The organism is Bacillus sp. 1021, assembly GCF_014534735.1.
Classification (GTDB): domain Bacteria; phylum Bacillota; class Bacilli; order Bacillales; family Bacillaceae; genus Bacillus; species Bacillus siamensis.
The window spans coordinates 754,191-769,212 of record NZ_JACVSR010000001.1; the positions used below are offsets into that span (position 1 = coordinate 754,191).

Here is a 15,022-nt window from a genome sequence, read left to right on the forward strand (position 1 = left end):
AACCTTCCGCTTCTTCTTGTTTTCTAAAATTGATATCAGTTATAATAGGAACAAGTGATGATGGACGGGTATGAGACTAGGAGGATACAGATTTTGAAAAGAAAAAATACAGAAAACGTCAGAATTATCGCCCTTGGCGGTGTCGGAGAAATTGGGAAGAACCTATATGTCATTGAAATTGACTCGGACATATTTGTAGTAGATGCGGGGCTCATGCACCCTGAAAATGAAATGCTCGGTATTGATGTCGTGATTCCGGATATTTCTTACTTGGTAGAACGGGCTGACCGCGTGAAGGCCATTTTTCTGACACACGGACACGATGAAAACATCGGAGGCGTCTTTTATTTATTGAACAAGCTGTCGGTGCCGGTATACGGAACGAAGCTAACGCTTGCTTTGCTGAGAGAAAAACTCAAGCAGTACGGGCATAATCGAAAAGCTGATTTACGTGAAGTTCACTCCAAATCAGTCATTACATTTGAATCAACAAAAGTATCGTTCTTTAAAACCATCCACAGCATTCCGGATTCAGTGGGAGTCAGCTTTAAAACATCACTTGGCTCTATTGTATGCACGGGAGACTTCAAATTTGACCAGACACCTGCTTATCACCAATCATGTGATATCGGCGAAATCGCCAAAATCGGAAACGGCGGTGTGCTTGCCCTGCTTTCTGACAGCGCCAATGCGGAGCGCCCGGGATATACTCCGTCAGAAGCACATGTAAGCGGTGAAATTTCCGATGCGATGTACAATTCAGACAACCGCGTCATCGTTGCCGTATTCGCGTCTAATATCAACCGGATTCAGCAAGTGATTCAGGCTGCCGCCCAGAACGGCCGCAAACTTGCAATCGCCGGAAAAAACCTGCAAAACGTGCTTCAGCTTGCGCGCAAGCTCGGCTATATTGAAGCAGAAGATGAATTGTTCATTCCGGTGCAGGATGTCAAAAAATATCCGAAACGGGAAGTGGCAATTGTTACAGCCGGAAGCCATGGTGAGCCGTTAGCCGCTCTTACGCGGATGGCCAAGCAGGCGCACAAGCAGCTTAACATTGAAGAAGGAGATACCGTTGTCATTGCATCAACACCGATTCCGGGACATGAATTGGTATATTCCAAAACCGTCAACCAGCTTGTCCGCGCCGGGGCTCAAGTCATTTTCGCCCAAAAACGCGTGCATGTGTCCGGTCACGGTTCGCAGGAAGAATTAAAACTCATGCTTAATTTGTTAAAACCGAAATATTTAATTCCGGTTAACGGTGAATTCAGAATGCAAAAAGCGCATTCCAAAATCGCTGAAGAAATCGGCATGAAACGCAGCGACATTTTCTTAATTGAAAAAGGCGACGTCGTTGAATTCCGCGGCCAGAATGTGAAAATCGGGGATAAAGTCACGTACGGAAACGTTCTGATTGACGGCCTAGGTGTCGGCGACATCGGCAACATCGTGCTGCGAGACCGCCGCTTATTGTCACAAGACGGCATTCTCATTGTCGTGATTACGCTTGATAAGCAGAAAAAGAACCTCGTATCGGGTCCTGAAATCATTACGCGCGGTTTCGTATATGTCAGAGAATCAGAAGGCTTAATTGTACAAGCTACTGAGCTCGTCCGCTCTATCGTGACAGAAGCGACGGAAACATCGGCCGTAGAATGGTCCACGCTGAAACAAGCCATGCGCGATGCGCTGAACCAATTCCTTTATGAAAAAACAAAACGCAAGCCGATGATCATTCCGATCATTATGGAAGTATAATGGACACAAAAGCCGGAGCGCATGATGCTCCGGCTTTGTTTTTGTTCATCTCCCGGATGGAAACCCGCTTCTTTGTTCATAATACAAAAAGACATTCGGAAAGGGTGAAGATAAAATGGATCATCGTATGGAAAACACCGAAGAACAGCAGCCCGAAAAATCAGATGCGAAAGACAGCATTATGAGCAAAATTCAGCAGCTGGGAGAGACATCTCTGCCGCAAATGTCACAAGATACCAATATTCACTGTCTGACAATCATCGGCCAAATTGAGGGGCATGTCCAGCTGCCGCCGCAAAATAAAACAACCAAATATGAACACGTCATTCCGCAAATCGTCGCCATTGAGCAAAATCCGAAAATTGAAGGACTTCTGATTATCTTAAACACCGTCGGCGGTGATGTGGAAGCGGGGCTTGCGATTGCAGAGATGCTCGCATCTTTGTCAAAACCGACCGTTTCAATCGTACTCGGCGGGGGACACTCGATAGGTGTGCCGATCGCCGTGTCATGTGATCATAGTTTTATCGCGGAAACAGCGACTATGACCATTCACCCCGTTCGGCTTACAGGTCTGGTTATCGGGGTTCCGCAAACATTTGAATACTTGGACAAAATGCAGGAGCGGGTCGTCAACTTTGTGACCCATCATTCAAATATTTCCGAAGAAAAATTCAAAGAACTGATGTTTTCAAAAGGAAACCTGACCAGGGACATCGGAACGAACGTAGTCGGAAAAGATGCGGCTGATTACGGATTAATTGATGCCGTCGGCGGCGTCGGACAGGCGATAAAAAAGCTGAATCAGCTGATTGAAGAACGAAAGGGCAAGGAAGGAATGATGATTCAATGATCCTTTATACCGTCATGCCTCAAGAAGTCGTTTACGGTCAGGAAAGAGAGCAAAGCGCGCATGAACAGGTAGACTATGCCGGTGTGCCGCTGTTAGTCGAAATGAAGGGAAATGAAGCTGAAGTCGTACAGATTTTAAGTACGAACCCGATGGATTTTCTGAATCCGGACATCGCTCCGGGACAAAAAATCAAGTTGAAAATCTAACCGGCATTCAGTCCGTTTCTCGGGGGCAAAATATGCTATAATAGGGGAATCCTACAGAAAAACGCAGCCGGTAAAAGGCTGCTTTTCTTCATGATGTATGATTTTACATTTTTTAACGCAGTAAGGTGATGAGTGTGGCAAAGAAAAAACGGAAATCTAAAAAGAAACAAGAGAGTAAGCTCAATCTAAAATACGAACTAAGCGGACTGCTCTGCGTTGCAATCTCGATTATTGCTGTTTTGCAGCTCGGCGTTGTGGGACAGACATTTGTGTACTTGTTCCGTTTTTTTGCCGGAGAGTGGTTTATTTTATGCTTAATTGCGCTCTTCCTTCTGGGAATTTCGCTGTTTTGGAAAAAGAAGAGTCCAAGTCTTTTAACGAGAAGGAAAGCCGGATTGTACTGTATTATCGCCAGTATTTTGCTGCTGTCTCACGTACAGCTCTTTAAAAATCTGTCTCATCACGGGTCGATTCGGTCCGCAAGTGTCATCGGCAACACATGGGAGCTGTTTATGATGGATATGAAACAGCAGGCCGCCTCGCCTGATTTGGGCGGCGGTATGATCGGCGCGGTACTGTTTGCAGCTTCCCACTTTTTATTTGCATCAACGGGTTCACAGATCATGGCGATCGTGCTGATCTTAATGGGGCTGATTCTTGTAACGGGGCGTTCACTGCAGGAAACGCTCAAAAAGTGGACGAGCCCCGTCGGCCGGTTTATCCGCGGTCAATGGCAGGCGTTTCTTGAGGATATGAAAACGGTCAGAACGAATATGTCTTCGCCGAAAACAAAAACCAAATCGGGCAAAAAACAAAAACGGGTTCAAAAGAAAAAAGAAGTGCCTGAGCCAGAAGAAGAGGATGAGGAAATCATTTCGCCGATCATCCATTCAGAGCCGATTATTTCAAGCTTCTCAGACCGTCAGGAGAAGCGTGACGAACCGATGATTTCTGAGACGCAGGAGACGGCTCAAATGGTAAAAGAAGAGCCCTCCGGCGGCGCTCAAGACAGTGACGAACCGGCGGCTGCGGCTCCGCCCATGACGTTTACAGAGCTTGAAAATAAGGATTACCAAATGCCTTCATTGGACATTCTGGCTGACCCGAAACATACAGGCCAGCAGACCGATAAGAAGAACATTTACGAGAATGCAAGAAAACTCGAACGGACTTTTCAAAGCTTCGGCGTAAAGGCGAAAGTGACGCAGGTTCATCTCGGTCCGGCGGTCACAAAATATGAGGTCTATCCGGACGTTGGGGTCAAAGTCAGTAAAATCGTGAATCTGAGTGATGACCTCGCACTCGCGCTTGCCGCGAAGGATATCCGGATAGAAGCGCCGATTCCGGGGAAATCAGCAATCGGCATCGAGGTGCCGAACGCTGAAGTTGCGATGGTTTCGTTAAAAGAAGTGCTTGAATCTAAGCTCAACGACAAGCCGGATGCGAAGCTTCTGATCGGGTTGGGGCGAAACATTTCCGGAGAGGCAGTGCTTGCCGAACTGAACAAAATGCCCCATCTGCTCGTTGCTGGGGCCACGGGAAGCGGGAAAAGCGTCTGTGTCAACGGTATTATTACGAGCATCCTGATGCGAGCCAAACCGCATGAAGTGAAAATGATGATGATTGACCCGAAAATGGTTGAGCTGAATGTGTATAACGGCATTCCTCATCTGCTTGCGCCGGTCGTGACAGATCCGAAAAAGGCCTCACAGGCTTTGAAAAAGGTCGTCAATGAGATGGAGCGCCGCTATGAACTGTTCTCCCATACGGGCACGAGAAATATAGAAGGCTATAACGACCATATCAAGCGGTCAAATGCCGAAGAAGAAGTAAAGCAGCCCGAACTGCCGTACATCGTTGTCATCGTTGACGAGCTTGCCGATCTGATGATGGTCGCTTCTTCCGACGTGGAAGATTCGATTACGAGACTTTCACAGATGGCTCGGGCGGCAGGCATTCATTTGATTATCGCGACACAGCGGCCTTCAGTCGATGTCATTACCGGAGTGATTAAAGCCAACATCCCGTCGAGAATTGCCTTCAGTGTCTCATCTCAGACCGATTCACGGACGATTTTAGATATGGGCGGCGCTGAAAAACTTCTCGGCCGCGGAGATATGCTGTTTCTGCCTGTAGGCGCGAATAAGCCTGTGCGGGTCCAGGGAGCATTTTTATCGGATGAAGAGGTTGAGCATGTCGTAGATCATGTCATCACACAGCAAAAAGCACAGTACCAAGAAGAAATGATCCCGGAAGAAACCGCGGAAACACACAGTGAAGTGACGGATGATCTGTATGACGAAGCGGTTGATTTGATTATCGGCATGCAGACGGCATCTGTCTCCATGCTTCAAAGACGGTTCAGGATCGGATACACGAGGGCCGCGCGTCTGATCGACGCAATGGAGGAACGGGGCGTCGTCGGGCCGTATGAAGGAAGCAAACCGAGGGAAGTACTATTATCAAAAGAACAATATGATGAGCTCTCTTCTTAAAAAGGAGAGAGCTTTCGCTTAAAATGATACTGCCAAAATCATTCCTATTTATTTTTTTATCAAAACATGATATAGTTGTCCCAATTGTTCAATAATTTATGAAAGTGGTTTACGGAGGGGAAACATGTCTACAAAAGCTGACAATCGTCACTTGTATTTAAAAGTGATTGAGCGAATCAAAGAGGATATACAAAACGGAATTTACACCGAAAAGGAAAAGCTTCCTTCTGAATTTGAGCTTTCAAAATCGATGGGTGTCAGCCGGGCAACTCTGCGTGAAGCTTTACGTATCCTTGAAGAGGAGCATGTGATTATCAGAAGGCACGGTGTGGGCACTTTCGTCCATACAAAACCGCTGTTTCTTTCAGGTATTGAACAGCTCAACAGTGTGACGAAAATGATTCAGCAAGCGAACATGGTGCCGGGTACGATTTTTTTGTCGTCTCAGGTCATTACACCGTCTGATGAAGATATCGCAAGATTCCGGCTTGAGCCTGAGCAGGAGCTTTTTTATTTGGAGCGCGTGAGAACGGCAAGCGGCACTCCGGTCGTTTACTGTCTGGATACGATTCCGATGGACATTCTGCCGAATTCTTTCTGTCATGAACAGGAATCCATTTTTGATCTCTTGGAAAAAAACTCCGAATCTGTGATCAGCTATGCCGTTGCTGATATTGAACCGATCGGATACCACGATACGATTTCACCGGTTTTGGAGTGCGAACCGGAGACGGCGCTTTTATTGCTGAAACAAACCCACTTTAATCAGCATGATGAGCCTGTGCTGTATTCATTAAATTATTTCCGGGCTGATAAGTTCAGCTTTCATGTTGTCAGAAAACGTTTTTAAGACAGACGCGTCATGTGTCTGTTTTTTTATTTGCGCCGTTCGTACATACTTTGTTTGCCGCAAGACACAATAAAACAGGAAACAACCAAGTATAGTGAATGGGTGAATAAGTTGAGTAAGAAGAAAAATGGAACGAAAAATATCATTGCTTTGGCTTCTGTACCGCTCGTCATGACACTCGGGAATTCGATGCTGATTCCTGTCCTTCCGATGATTGAAAAGAAGCTGTCCATATCGTCTTTTCAAGTATCGTTAATTATAACGGTATATTCGATTGTGGCGATTATTTGTATTCCGATTGCCGGATATCTGTCCGATAAATTCGGAAGAAAAAAGGTCCTTCTGCCTTGTCTTCTCATAGCCGGTGCGGGCGGCGCGATTGCCGCGATAGCTTCGACCGCGTTCAAGCATCCATATCCCATTATCTTGGCGGGACGGGTGCTTCAGGGAATCGGTTCGGCAGGGGCGGCTCCTGTTGTGATGCCGTTTATCGGTGATTTGTTCAAGGGTGATGATGAGCGGATTACCGCGGGGCTCGGCGACATTGAAACGTCAAACACAGCCGGGAAAGTACTAAGTCCGATTCTCGGGTCGCTCTTGGCTGCTTGGTTCTGGTTTATGCCGTTTTGGTTCATTCCGTTTTTTTCGCTCATCAGTTTTTTTCTCGTTTTGTTTATGGTGGATAAGCCGGAAAAAAAGCAAAAAGAAGTGCCTTCTATTTCCGAATTTGTGAAAAATGTGGGTCACATATTTAAGCGTGACGGCCGCTGGCTCTTTACGGTATTTATCATCGGCTGCGTGATTATGTTTTTGCTGTTCGGGGTTCTGTTTTATTTATCAGACTCGCTGGAGAAGAAGTACGGAATTGACGGTGTGGCGAAAGGAGCGCTTTTGGCAATCCCGCTTTTATTTTTATCCGTCAGTTCGTATATAGCAGGCAGAAAAATCGGGAAAGACCAAGGCAAAATGAAGTTTTGCATCGTTTTCGGAATGAGTGCCGTGACACTGTCATTTATCGGCCTGTGGTGGAATCACAGTTTTTATTTATTATTTATCTTCTTGTGTGTCAGCGGTATCGGTATCGGAATGGCATTGCCGGCTTTAGACGCTGTCATCACAGAAGGCGTAGACAACGAGGAATCGGGAACCATCACCTCATTTTATAACAGCATGCGGTTTATCGGAGTAGCGGCGGGACCGCCGATATTTGCCGCACTGATGTCAAATGCGGGCTGGCTGATTTTCATTTTATCTGCTTTTTGCGGCATTGTATCAGTATTTTTAGCGCTGTTAAATATCTCTTCACAAGCAAAAGAAAAAAAGGAATCATTAAAGACGGTGTAATCTGCACTGTCTTTTTTTATTTGATTCTGAATATTGACATGATACTGTCAGCTCGTTATTCTTTAATAGTTAAACATATTAACTATTAAAGGAGGGGGAAAAGGTGCATGAAGAAAAAATAAAACAGCTCATTCAACGTTATTCCGATGTATATCTGCACGTCTTAAAAAAAATTGACAGCATTATCGCCGAAAAAGTGAACAAAGAGCTGACATTGGATCAATATTACATACTCCGCTATATTATGCTCAATCCCGATTGCAAATCAATTGAACTGGCAGCGGTATGCCACGTCAACAAAAGCGCCATTACATCCATGACGAACCGCCTGTATGAAAAAGGATACATCAAAAGAGAACGGAGCCAAAGCGACCGCCGGAGCATTCTGTTAAACGTCACGGAAAAGGGGACGGAAGTATTTCACCGAGTGGAGCGGCGGATTGAGGATCTCGTTCGTTCATACATTATGCATTTTGATGAAGACGAGGCGGAAATGTTCGTTAATATATACGAAAAATTATATCGACTGATGATGACAGAGGAGGATCGGCAGACATAATGAAAAAGATTATCCAAGCCCGCTGGATCATCGCCGCGGCATGGATCGCCGCAACGGTGATATTTATGCTTACAGCGCCTGATATGGCTGAATTGACACGGGAGAAAGGCCAGATTTCCGTACCGGACGGATATTCCTCTTCTTACGCCCATAAACTGCTTGATGAAATGTCTGATTCAGATGCACCGTCTTCTTCAGCCGTCATCGTATTTCACGAGAAAGGCTTAATGACAGACAAAAAAGCTCGCTTGCAGGGGGCTGTGGACACTTTATCTGAACATAAAAAAGCGCTTCATATTAAAACGGTGACCTCATATTTCGGGGAAAAAAATGAAGACGTCAAAAAACAGCTTCTGTCAAAAGACAGACAAACGATGCTCGTTCAGCTGCAGCTTGATACATCGAAAAATGACATCCTCAAAATAAAAAACAAAATTGATAAAGAACTGAAACCGTACGGCGTATCATACGGCATCACAGGCCAGTCGCTGATTGACGAAGATGTGTTAAAAAGCTCTCAGGACGGCTTAAAAAAGACTGAATATATAACGGTTGCTTTTATCCTGATCGTGCTGATTCTTGTATTCCGGTCAGTGGTTGCTCCGTTTGTGCCGCTTTTATCTGTATTAATTTCTTATTTAGTCAGCCAGTCCATTGTCGCATTTTTAGTCGATCAGCTGGATTTTCCGCTCTCAACCTTTACGCAGATTTTTATGGTTGCGATTATGTTCGGAATCGGCACAGACTATTGCATCCTGCTTCTCAGCCGCTTTAAAGAAGAACTGTCTCACGGCGCTGATATAAAAGAAGCGATCGTCGTGACCTATAAAACGGCCGGAAAGACGGTTTTATACAGCGGCGGAGCAGTATTGATCGGATTTGCCTGCATCGGATTTGCGACATTTAAACTGTATCAGTCGGCAGCCGCCGTTGCGGTCGGCGTCGCGGTGCTGCTGCTTGCACTCATGACGATCGTGCCGTTTTTTATGGCTGTTTTAGGAAAAAGACTGTTTTGGCCTGTTAAGGGCGATATTTCCCATCCGCAAAGCAAAGCATGGGAAACGGCAGGGCGGTTTTCATTTAAAAGGCCGCTCATCAGTCTTGCAATCGTGGCGGTATTTACCGTCCCGCCTATCCTTCTTTACAAAGGCGCTCTATCTTACAACAGCCTTGACGAAATCGGGGATAAATATGAATCCGTCCGCGCCTTTAATACGATTTCAGACGCATTCGGCCCCGGAGAACTTCTTCCGGCGACAGTCGTCATCAAAAATGACGACAAATTAAATACCGAAAAACACCTGATTGATATCGAAAAAATCAGCAGAGAACTTGAAAAAACAGAGGGTGTAAAAACGGTCAGAAGCGCCACGCGCCCTGCGGGAAATGGATTGAATCAATTATTTGTCACAAATCAGGCAAAACAGCTTCAAGAAGGGCTTGATAAAGGCAATACAGGACTTGAAAAAATAACGGACGGTTTAGGGCATGCCGCAAAGTCGTTAGCTGATTCACAGCCGCAGATTGAAGAGTCGGGAAAAAGCGTCAATCAGCTTATTGACGGAACACTGTCTCTGAAATCCGGGCTTTCTGATATAGGAGAAAACCTGAATAAACTGCAGGCGGGCGTCAATAAGAATAAAGCCGGCGTCGCTCAAATGAGAAAGCAGATTGAAGAACAGAAACAAATGCTCTCTATGCAGCTCAGCCAAAACAGCGGTCTCGCTTCAGAAACGCAAAACGCTTTAAAGCTGGTCAAAACCGTTCTGCCGATGAAAAATGAAGCGAGCAGGCAGCTTGCTGATTTGAACAAACAGCTTAACCGGCTGCCGTTTGCAAAACTGGAAGCATCGATACCGGCAGTGAAAGCTGATCCGTCCTATCAAGTGATCAAATCTGCTTTTACAGATGTACAGTCAGCCGTTTCCAAAGCAAATAGAGACGCCGAAGCGTTTTCTAAAGAGGTTGACAGTCAAAAGGATCATCTGCAGCAAGCGGAAAAACAATTTTCCCGACTGTCAGCCGCCCAGAAAAAGATTGACACCCAAATTAACGCAATGATTAACGGTCTGACCCAAATTGAAAACGGCCTTCAGCAAGTGTCAGACGGCCAGGGGGCTCTCGCCGGACAAATGCCGCGCCTTGAATCGGCGGCAGGGCAGCTCGCGGAAGGTCAGAAAAAAATGCAGAGCGGTCTCGGTGATTTTTCTTCCCAGCTCAGCGATCTTTCTTCCGGCCTTAACGATAGTGTAAAAGGGCTTAAGAAAGTGTCAAGCGGCATGATGGGGGCGAATGATTATCTGGGTGAACTTCATAAGGCGTCAGACAAAGAAATGGCCGGCTGGTTTGTGCCGAAAGACGCCTTGGAAAACAGCGATTTCACAAGCGTGTTTAATACGTACATGTCAGATGACAGAAAAACGACAGAATTAACCGTTGTTCTTGATAACAACCCTTATTCAAATACGGCTATTCAAGATATTGAAGCGATCAAAGCGAGCGTTAAAAGGATCATTCCGAACACGGATCTGAAAAATGCCTCTTTCGGCGTCTCCGGGGTTTCCAGCATGAATGCCGATTTAAAAGAAGTATCGGATTCAGATTTCAAACGGACGGCAATGTTTATGCTGGCGGGCATTTTTCTGATTCTCATCGTGATGCTGCGCTCCCTCATTATGCCGGTTTATTTAGTGGCTTCGCTCGTCCTGACGTATTTCGCATCCATCGGGGTGACGGAATACATCTTTACACACTTCTTCGGGTATCCGGGCGTAAACTGGGCCGTGCCGTTTTTCGGCTTTGTCATTCTGATGGCTCTTGGTGTGGATTATTCCATCTTTTTAATGGACCGCTTTAATGAGCTGAAAAAAGAAGGGACGGAAGCCGCGATGATCAGCAGTATGAAAAATATGGGCTCGGTCATCATTTCGGCGGCCATTATTTTAGCGGGAACCTTTGCGGCCATGCTGCCGTCAGGCGTTCTTTCCCTTTTGGAAATTGCAACCGTGGTATTAACCGGCCTCCTCATGTATGCAATTGTTGTCCTTCCGTTTTTTGTACCGGTTATGGTGAAAATATTCGGAAGAGCCAACTGGTGGCCTTTCAATTTGAAAAAATAACGTACAATGCCTCTGCCTGTTTTCTGGCAGAGGTGTTTTGTTTCCTTATAAATCCTCCAGTTGATATAATTACATCTGCGCACTCTTTTTTGCGAATGCTGAATTTTGGTCATAATACATACTATTAAAGAATGAACGAAGGAGGTTTCACATGACTTACGTAAATGAAATGAAGTCAAAGCACGGCGGAATCACCGCCCACATCGTAAAGACTGAGAAATTTAAAACCGTTTCACTGACGTTTAAAATGCTGGCTCCTTTAACAAAAGAGCTCGTAACAAAAAGGGCGCTGTTTCCTCATGTGCTTCTCCGCGGTACAGAAAGCCGGCCGAAAACCGCTGATTTGCGTTCTTATTTCGATGAGCTGTACGGGACATCCGTTTCCGCTGATCTGACAAAAAAGGGAGAACGTCATGTTATTACGTTCCGGCTTGAGATTCCCAATGAAAAATATCTGAAGGACCGCACACCATTATTGGAAAAAGGGCTTCAGCTTTTATCAGAGCTTGTCTTTTCGCCTGCTTTGGAAAACGGCGCCTTCCTGCCCCTTTATGTCACGCAGGAAAAACGGACGCTGAAACAGCGGATTCAAGCCGTATATGACGATAAAATGAGATATTCTAATCTCCGTCTCGTTCAGGAAATGTGCAAAAGCGAACCGTATGCCCTTCACGTCAACGGCGAGATCGATGATGTCGAACACATTACGCCGCAAGATCTGTATGAAGCCTATCAAAAAGCCATACGCGAAGATCAGCTGGACCTGTATGTCATCGGTGATGTTGACACAGATCAAGTGAAAACGGCTGTTGATACGTATTTTAAAACGGACGAACGGGTGCAGCAGCCTTTAGAAAGAAGCACGGCGAATGAACAGCCTGACCCGAAGGAAGTCATTGATGAAGAGGACGTCAAACAAGGCAAACTGAATATCGGATTCCGGACCAATACGACATACACAGACCCTGACTATCCGGCATTGCAAGTGTTTAACGGGCTGTTCGGAGGTTTCTCTCATTCAAAGCTGTTTATAAATGTCCGTGAAAAAGCGAGTCTCGCCTATTATGCAGCCTCAAGGGTGGAAAGCTTCAAAGGGCTCCTGATGGTCATGTCAGGCATTGAAGTGAAAAATTATAAGCAGGCCGTCACCATTATTGAAGAACAATTTCAAGCTATGCAAAACGGTGACTTTTCAGAGGATGATATCGCCCAAACGAAAGCCGTTATTAAAAACCAAGTGTTAGAAACGATTGATACGGCATACGGCTTAGCGGAATTTCTGTATCAGCAGGCTTCAGCCCAAGTGGAGATACCGATCGAAACTTTTCTTGACAATATCGAGAAAGTGACGAAAGAGGACATTATCAATGTCGGAAAGAACATCAAGCTGGATACGACTTATTTCTTAAAAGGGACGGGGGGAGCATCTTGACTAAACCGATAAACTACGAACAGCTGCAAGAAACGCTGTATCATGAAAAAATGGCAAACGGCCTTGATGTCTATGTGCTGCCGAAACAGGGCTTTAATAAAACATACGCCGTGTTTACGACAAAGTACGGTTCCATTGACAATCAATTCGTTCCTTTAAATAAGGAAGAAATGGTTCACGTCCCTGACGGAATCGCGCATTTTCTTGAGCATAAACTGTTTGAAAAAGCGGACGGCGACGTGTTTCAGGATTTCAGTAAGCAGGGGGCATCGGCAAATGCCTTTACTTCATTTACACGAACCGCTTATCTGTTCTCCAGCACTTCAAATGTAGAGAAAAACCTGGAAACACTCGTGGATTTTGTTCAAGATCCGTATTTCACGGAAAAATCAGTGGAAAAAGAAAAAGGCATCATCGGCCAAGAAATTAACATGTATGATGATAATCCGGATTGGCGGCTGTTTTTCGGTCTTATCGAAAATATGTATAAAGACCACCCCGTGAAAATTGACATTGCCGGAACGGTAGAAAGCATCTCACATATTACGAAAGATCTGCTGTATGAGTGCTATGAAACATTTTATCACCCGAGCAATATGCTGCTCTTTATCGTCGGTCCCGTTGATCCTGAAGCGATCATCAGCCAGGTGCGGAAAAACCAGGAGAAAAAGCCGTTTACAGATCAGCCTGAAATCAAACGTGAAGAAGTTCAGGAGCAGGAAGCGGTTTTCCGCCGGGAGCAGGAATTAAAAATGAACGTCCAAGGCTCAAAATGTCTTGTCGGCTTAAAGGCGAAAAACCCTTATAAAACGGGGCGGGAGCTGTTGAAGCACGAGCTCAGCATGAACCTCATGCTTGAATGTCTCTTCGGAAAAAGCTCACCGCATTACGGCGACTTGTACGACAAAGGCTACATTGATGAAACCTTCAGCTTTGATTATACGGCTGAATACGGATTCGGTTTTGCCTCTGTCGGAGGAGATACACCGGAGCCGGATAAGCTTGCTGACGAATTAAAACAGATGCTGCTTGATGCGGGATCAGCCGTGACTGCGGAAAAACTTGACCTGGCGAGAAAAAAGAAAATCGGGTCATTTTTAAAAGCGCTCAATTCGCCTGAATATATCGCCAACCAATTCACGCGCTACGCCTTTTTAGATATGAGTCTGTTTGATGTTGTAACCGTACTGGAGCAGATCACCCTGGAAGACGTAGAGCGGGTCATTAAAGAAGAAGTGTCAGAAGACAGGCTGACAGTCTGCAAAGTCGTGCCAAAATCATAAAAAACATCCCTCACGCCCTGAGGGATGTTTTTCTGGGGAAAGAAGGAATGTTGATTGATGAAACAGACAGCGCTCGTCACCGGAGCAAGCGGCGGAATCGGACAAAGTATAAGTGAAGTCCTCGCAAAAAACGGATATGACGTGCTTTTGCATTATCATTCTAATAAAGAAGCCGCACACAGGCTTGCGGAAAGGTTGAGCGCATCATTCGGTGTAAAAGCTTCCGTTATTCAGGCGGATCTGTCCTCACCGGAAGGCGCGGAGACACTCAGCCGCTCCGTTAAACAGCCTGTGGACGCTCTGATATTAAACAGCGGCAAAAGTCATTTCGGCCTGATTACGGACGTGACGGATGACACGGCCCGGGAGATGGTGCAGCTGCATGTGACGAGCCCGTTTTTGTTGGCGCGTAATCTGGTGCCCGGCATGATCCGGAAAAAAAGCGGTGGCATCGTCACGATCGGTTCCGTATGGGGAGAAACAGGCGCATCGTGCGAAGTGTTATACAGCATGGTCAAAGGAGCGCAGCATTCGTTCGTCAAAGCGCTTGCCAAAGAGCTCGCTCCGAGCGGCGTCCGCGTGAACGCAGTCTCACCGGGCGCCGTTGATACGAATATGCTTGATCAGTTTACGACTGATGAAAAAGAAGCATTGGCAGAGGAAATACCCGCGGGCCGGCTGGCAAATCCCGAGGAAATCGCCGAAGCGGCAGCGTTTTTATTATCGGAGAAGGCTTCCTATATTACCGGACATATATTATCGGTAAACGGCGGCTGGCACTGCTGAAAAAAATGTGTGTATAGTTTGCATCTGCACGGACAAAATAATTTTGTAACAACAGATGAAATGGAGGAAGCCAACATGTCAGTATTAGAAAACTGGGATAATTGGAAGAATTTCCTTGGTGACAGATTGAACTATGCACAGGAAAAAGGGATGAGTGATGAAACGATCACTGACCTCGCTACAGAAATCGGCGGTTACCTTGCGAACGAAGTCGACTCGAAAAACCATCAGGAAAAAGTGCTTGCTGATCTTTGGAGCGTTGCTTCTGAAGATGAACAGCGCGCCATTGCAAATATGATGGTGAAGCTTGTTGAAAATAACAGCACTCATTAAG

At 45.8% G+C, this 15,022-nt stretch carries 12 protein-coding genes; all 12 read left to right on the forward strand.

From position 1 onward, the window contains the following. Positions 1-93: 93 nt before the first annotated feature. The 12 genes from rnjB (at position 94) to ICW23_RS04090 (ending at position 15,021) form a co-directional block, all read left to right on the forward strand. Positions 94-1,761, forward strand: coding sequence for a ribonuclease J2 (rnjB, locus tag ICW23_RS04035; protein WP_188154056.1), 1,668 nt, complete (start codon positions 94-96; stop codon positions 1,759-1,761). Positions 1,762-1,876: 115 nt separating this feature from the next. Then, the gene (locus ICW23_RS04040; protein ID WP_016936076.1) at positions 1,877-2,614 is read left to right on the forward strand and encodes a ClpP family protease; all 738 of its coding nucleotides are present in this window, start codon (positions 1,877-1,879) and stop codon (positions 2,612-2,614) included. After that, complete coding sequence (locus tag ICW23_RS04045; RefSeq protein WP_016936075.1) at positions 2,611-2,820, forward strand: YlzJ-like family protein; 210 nt, start codon at positions 2,611-2,613, stop codon at positions 2,818-2,820. The genes ICW23_RS04040 and ICW23_RS04045 overlap by 4 nt, the downstream gene beginning before the upstream one ends. 134 nt (positions 2,821-2,954) lie before the next feature. Further along, positions 2,955-5,315 (forward strand): FtsK/SpoIIIE family DNA translocase, encoded by a 2,361-nt coding sequence (locus tag ICW23_RS04050; RefSeq protein ID WP_188154057.1) that lies wholly within the window; start codon positions 2,955-2,957, stop codon positions 5,313-5,315. A 124-nt stretch (positions 5,316-5,439) separates the two neighbouring features. Continuing rightward, positions 5,440-6,165, forward strand: coding sequence for a GntR family transcriptional regulator (locus ICW23_RS04055; RefSeq protein WP_188154058.1), 726 nt, complete (start codon positions 5,440-5,442; stop codon positions 6,163-6,165). Positions 6,166-6,276: 111 nt separating this feature from the next. Next, positions 6,277-7,509 (forward strand): bacillibactin exporter BcbE, encoded by a 1,233-nt coding sequence (bcbE, locus tag ICW23_RS04060; protein ID WP_016936072.1) that lies wholly within the window; start codon positions 6,277-6,279, stop codon positions 7,507-7,509. A 103-nt stretch (positions 7,510-7,612) separates the two neighbouring features. Continuing rightward, positions 7,613-8,068 carry a MarR family winged helix-turn-helix transcriptional regulator gene (locus ICW23_RS04065; protein ID WP_016936071.1) on the forward strand — a complete coding sequence of 152 codons (456 nt, stop codon included), beginning with the start codon at positions 7,613-7,615 and terminating at the stop codon, positions 8,066-8,068. After that, positions 8,068-11,187 carry an MMPL family transporter gene (locus ICW23_RS04070; RefSeq protein ID WP_188154059.1) on the forward strand — a complete coding sequence of 1,040 codons (3,120 nt, stop codon included), beginning with the start codon at positions 8,068-8,070 and terminating at the stop codon, positions 11,185-11,187. Before ICW23_RS04065 ends, ICW23_RS04070 begins: the two co-directional genes overlap by 1 nt. 151 nt (positions 11,188-11,338) lie before the next feature. Next, a complete protein-coding gene (gene yfmF / locus ICW23_RS04075; protein ID WP_016936069.1) occupies positions 11,339-12,619 on the forward strand; it encodes an EF-P 5-aminopentanol modification-associated protein YfmF in 1,281 nt (426 codons plus the stop codon). After that, complete coding sequence (gene yfmH / locus ICW23_RS04080; RefSeq protein ID WP_016936068.1) at positions 12,616-13,902, forward strand: EF-P 5-aminopentanol modification-associated protein YfmH; 1,287 nt, start codon at positions 12,616-12,618, stop codon at positions 13,900-13,902. Before yfmF ends, yfmH begins: the two co-directional genes overlap by 4 nt. A 57-nt stretch (positions 13,903-13,959) precedes the next feature. Further along, entirely contained in the window at positions 13,960-14,688 is a 729-nt protein-coding gene (gene ymfI / locus ICW23_RS04085; RefSeq protein ID WP_064779006.1) for an elongation factor P 5-aminopentanone reductase, read from the forward strand. A 75-nt stretch (positions 14,689-14,763) separates the two neighbouring features. Beyond that, positions 14,764-15,021, forward strand: coding sequence for a DUF3243 domain-containing protein (locus tag ICW23_RS04090; RefSeq protein ID WP_003154150.1), 258 nt, complete (start codon positions 14,764-14,766; stop codon positions 15,019-15,021). The last annotated feature ends 1 nt before the right edge of the window (position 15,022 follow it).

Bases quoted from the DNA above. Each gene is read 5' to 3' on its own strand.
- ICW23_RS04040 (WP_016936076.1), top strand. From the start codon at position 1,877: ATGGATCATCGTATGGAAAACACCGAAGAACAGCAGCCCGAAAAATCA.
- ICW23_RS04045 (WP_016936075.1), top strand. From the start codon at position 2,611: ATGATCCTTTATACCGTCATGCCTCAAGAAGTCGTTTACGGTCAGGAA.
- ICW23_RS04055 (WP_188154058.1), top strand. From the start codon at position 5,440: ATGTCTACAAAAGCTGACAATCGTCACTTGTATTTAAAAGTGATTGAG.
- ICW23_RS04070 (WP_188154059.1), top strand. From the start codon at position 8,068: ATGAAAAAGATTATCCAAGCCCGCTGGATCATCGCCGCGGCATGGATC.
- yfmF (WP_016936069.1), top strand. From the start codon at position 11,339: ATGACTTACGTAAATGAAATGAAGTCAAAGCACGGCGGAATCACCGCC.
- ymfI (WP_064779006.1), top strand. From the start codon at position 13,960: ATGAAACAGACAGCGCTCGTCACCGGAGCAAGCGGCGGAATCGGACAA.
- ICW23_RS04090 (WP_003154150.1), top strand. From the start codon at position 14,764: ATGTCAGTATTAGAAAACTGGGATAATTGGAAGAATTTCCTTGGTGAC.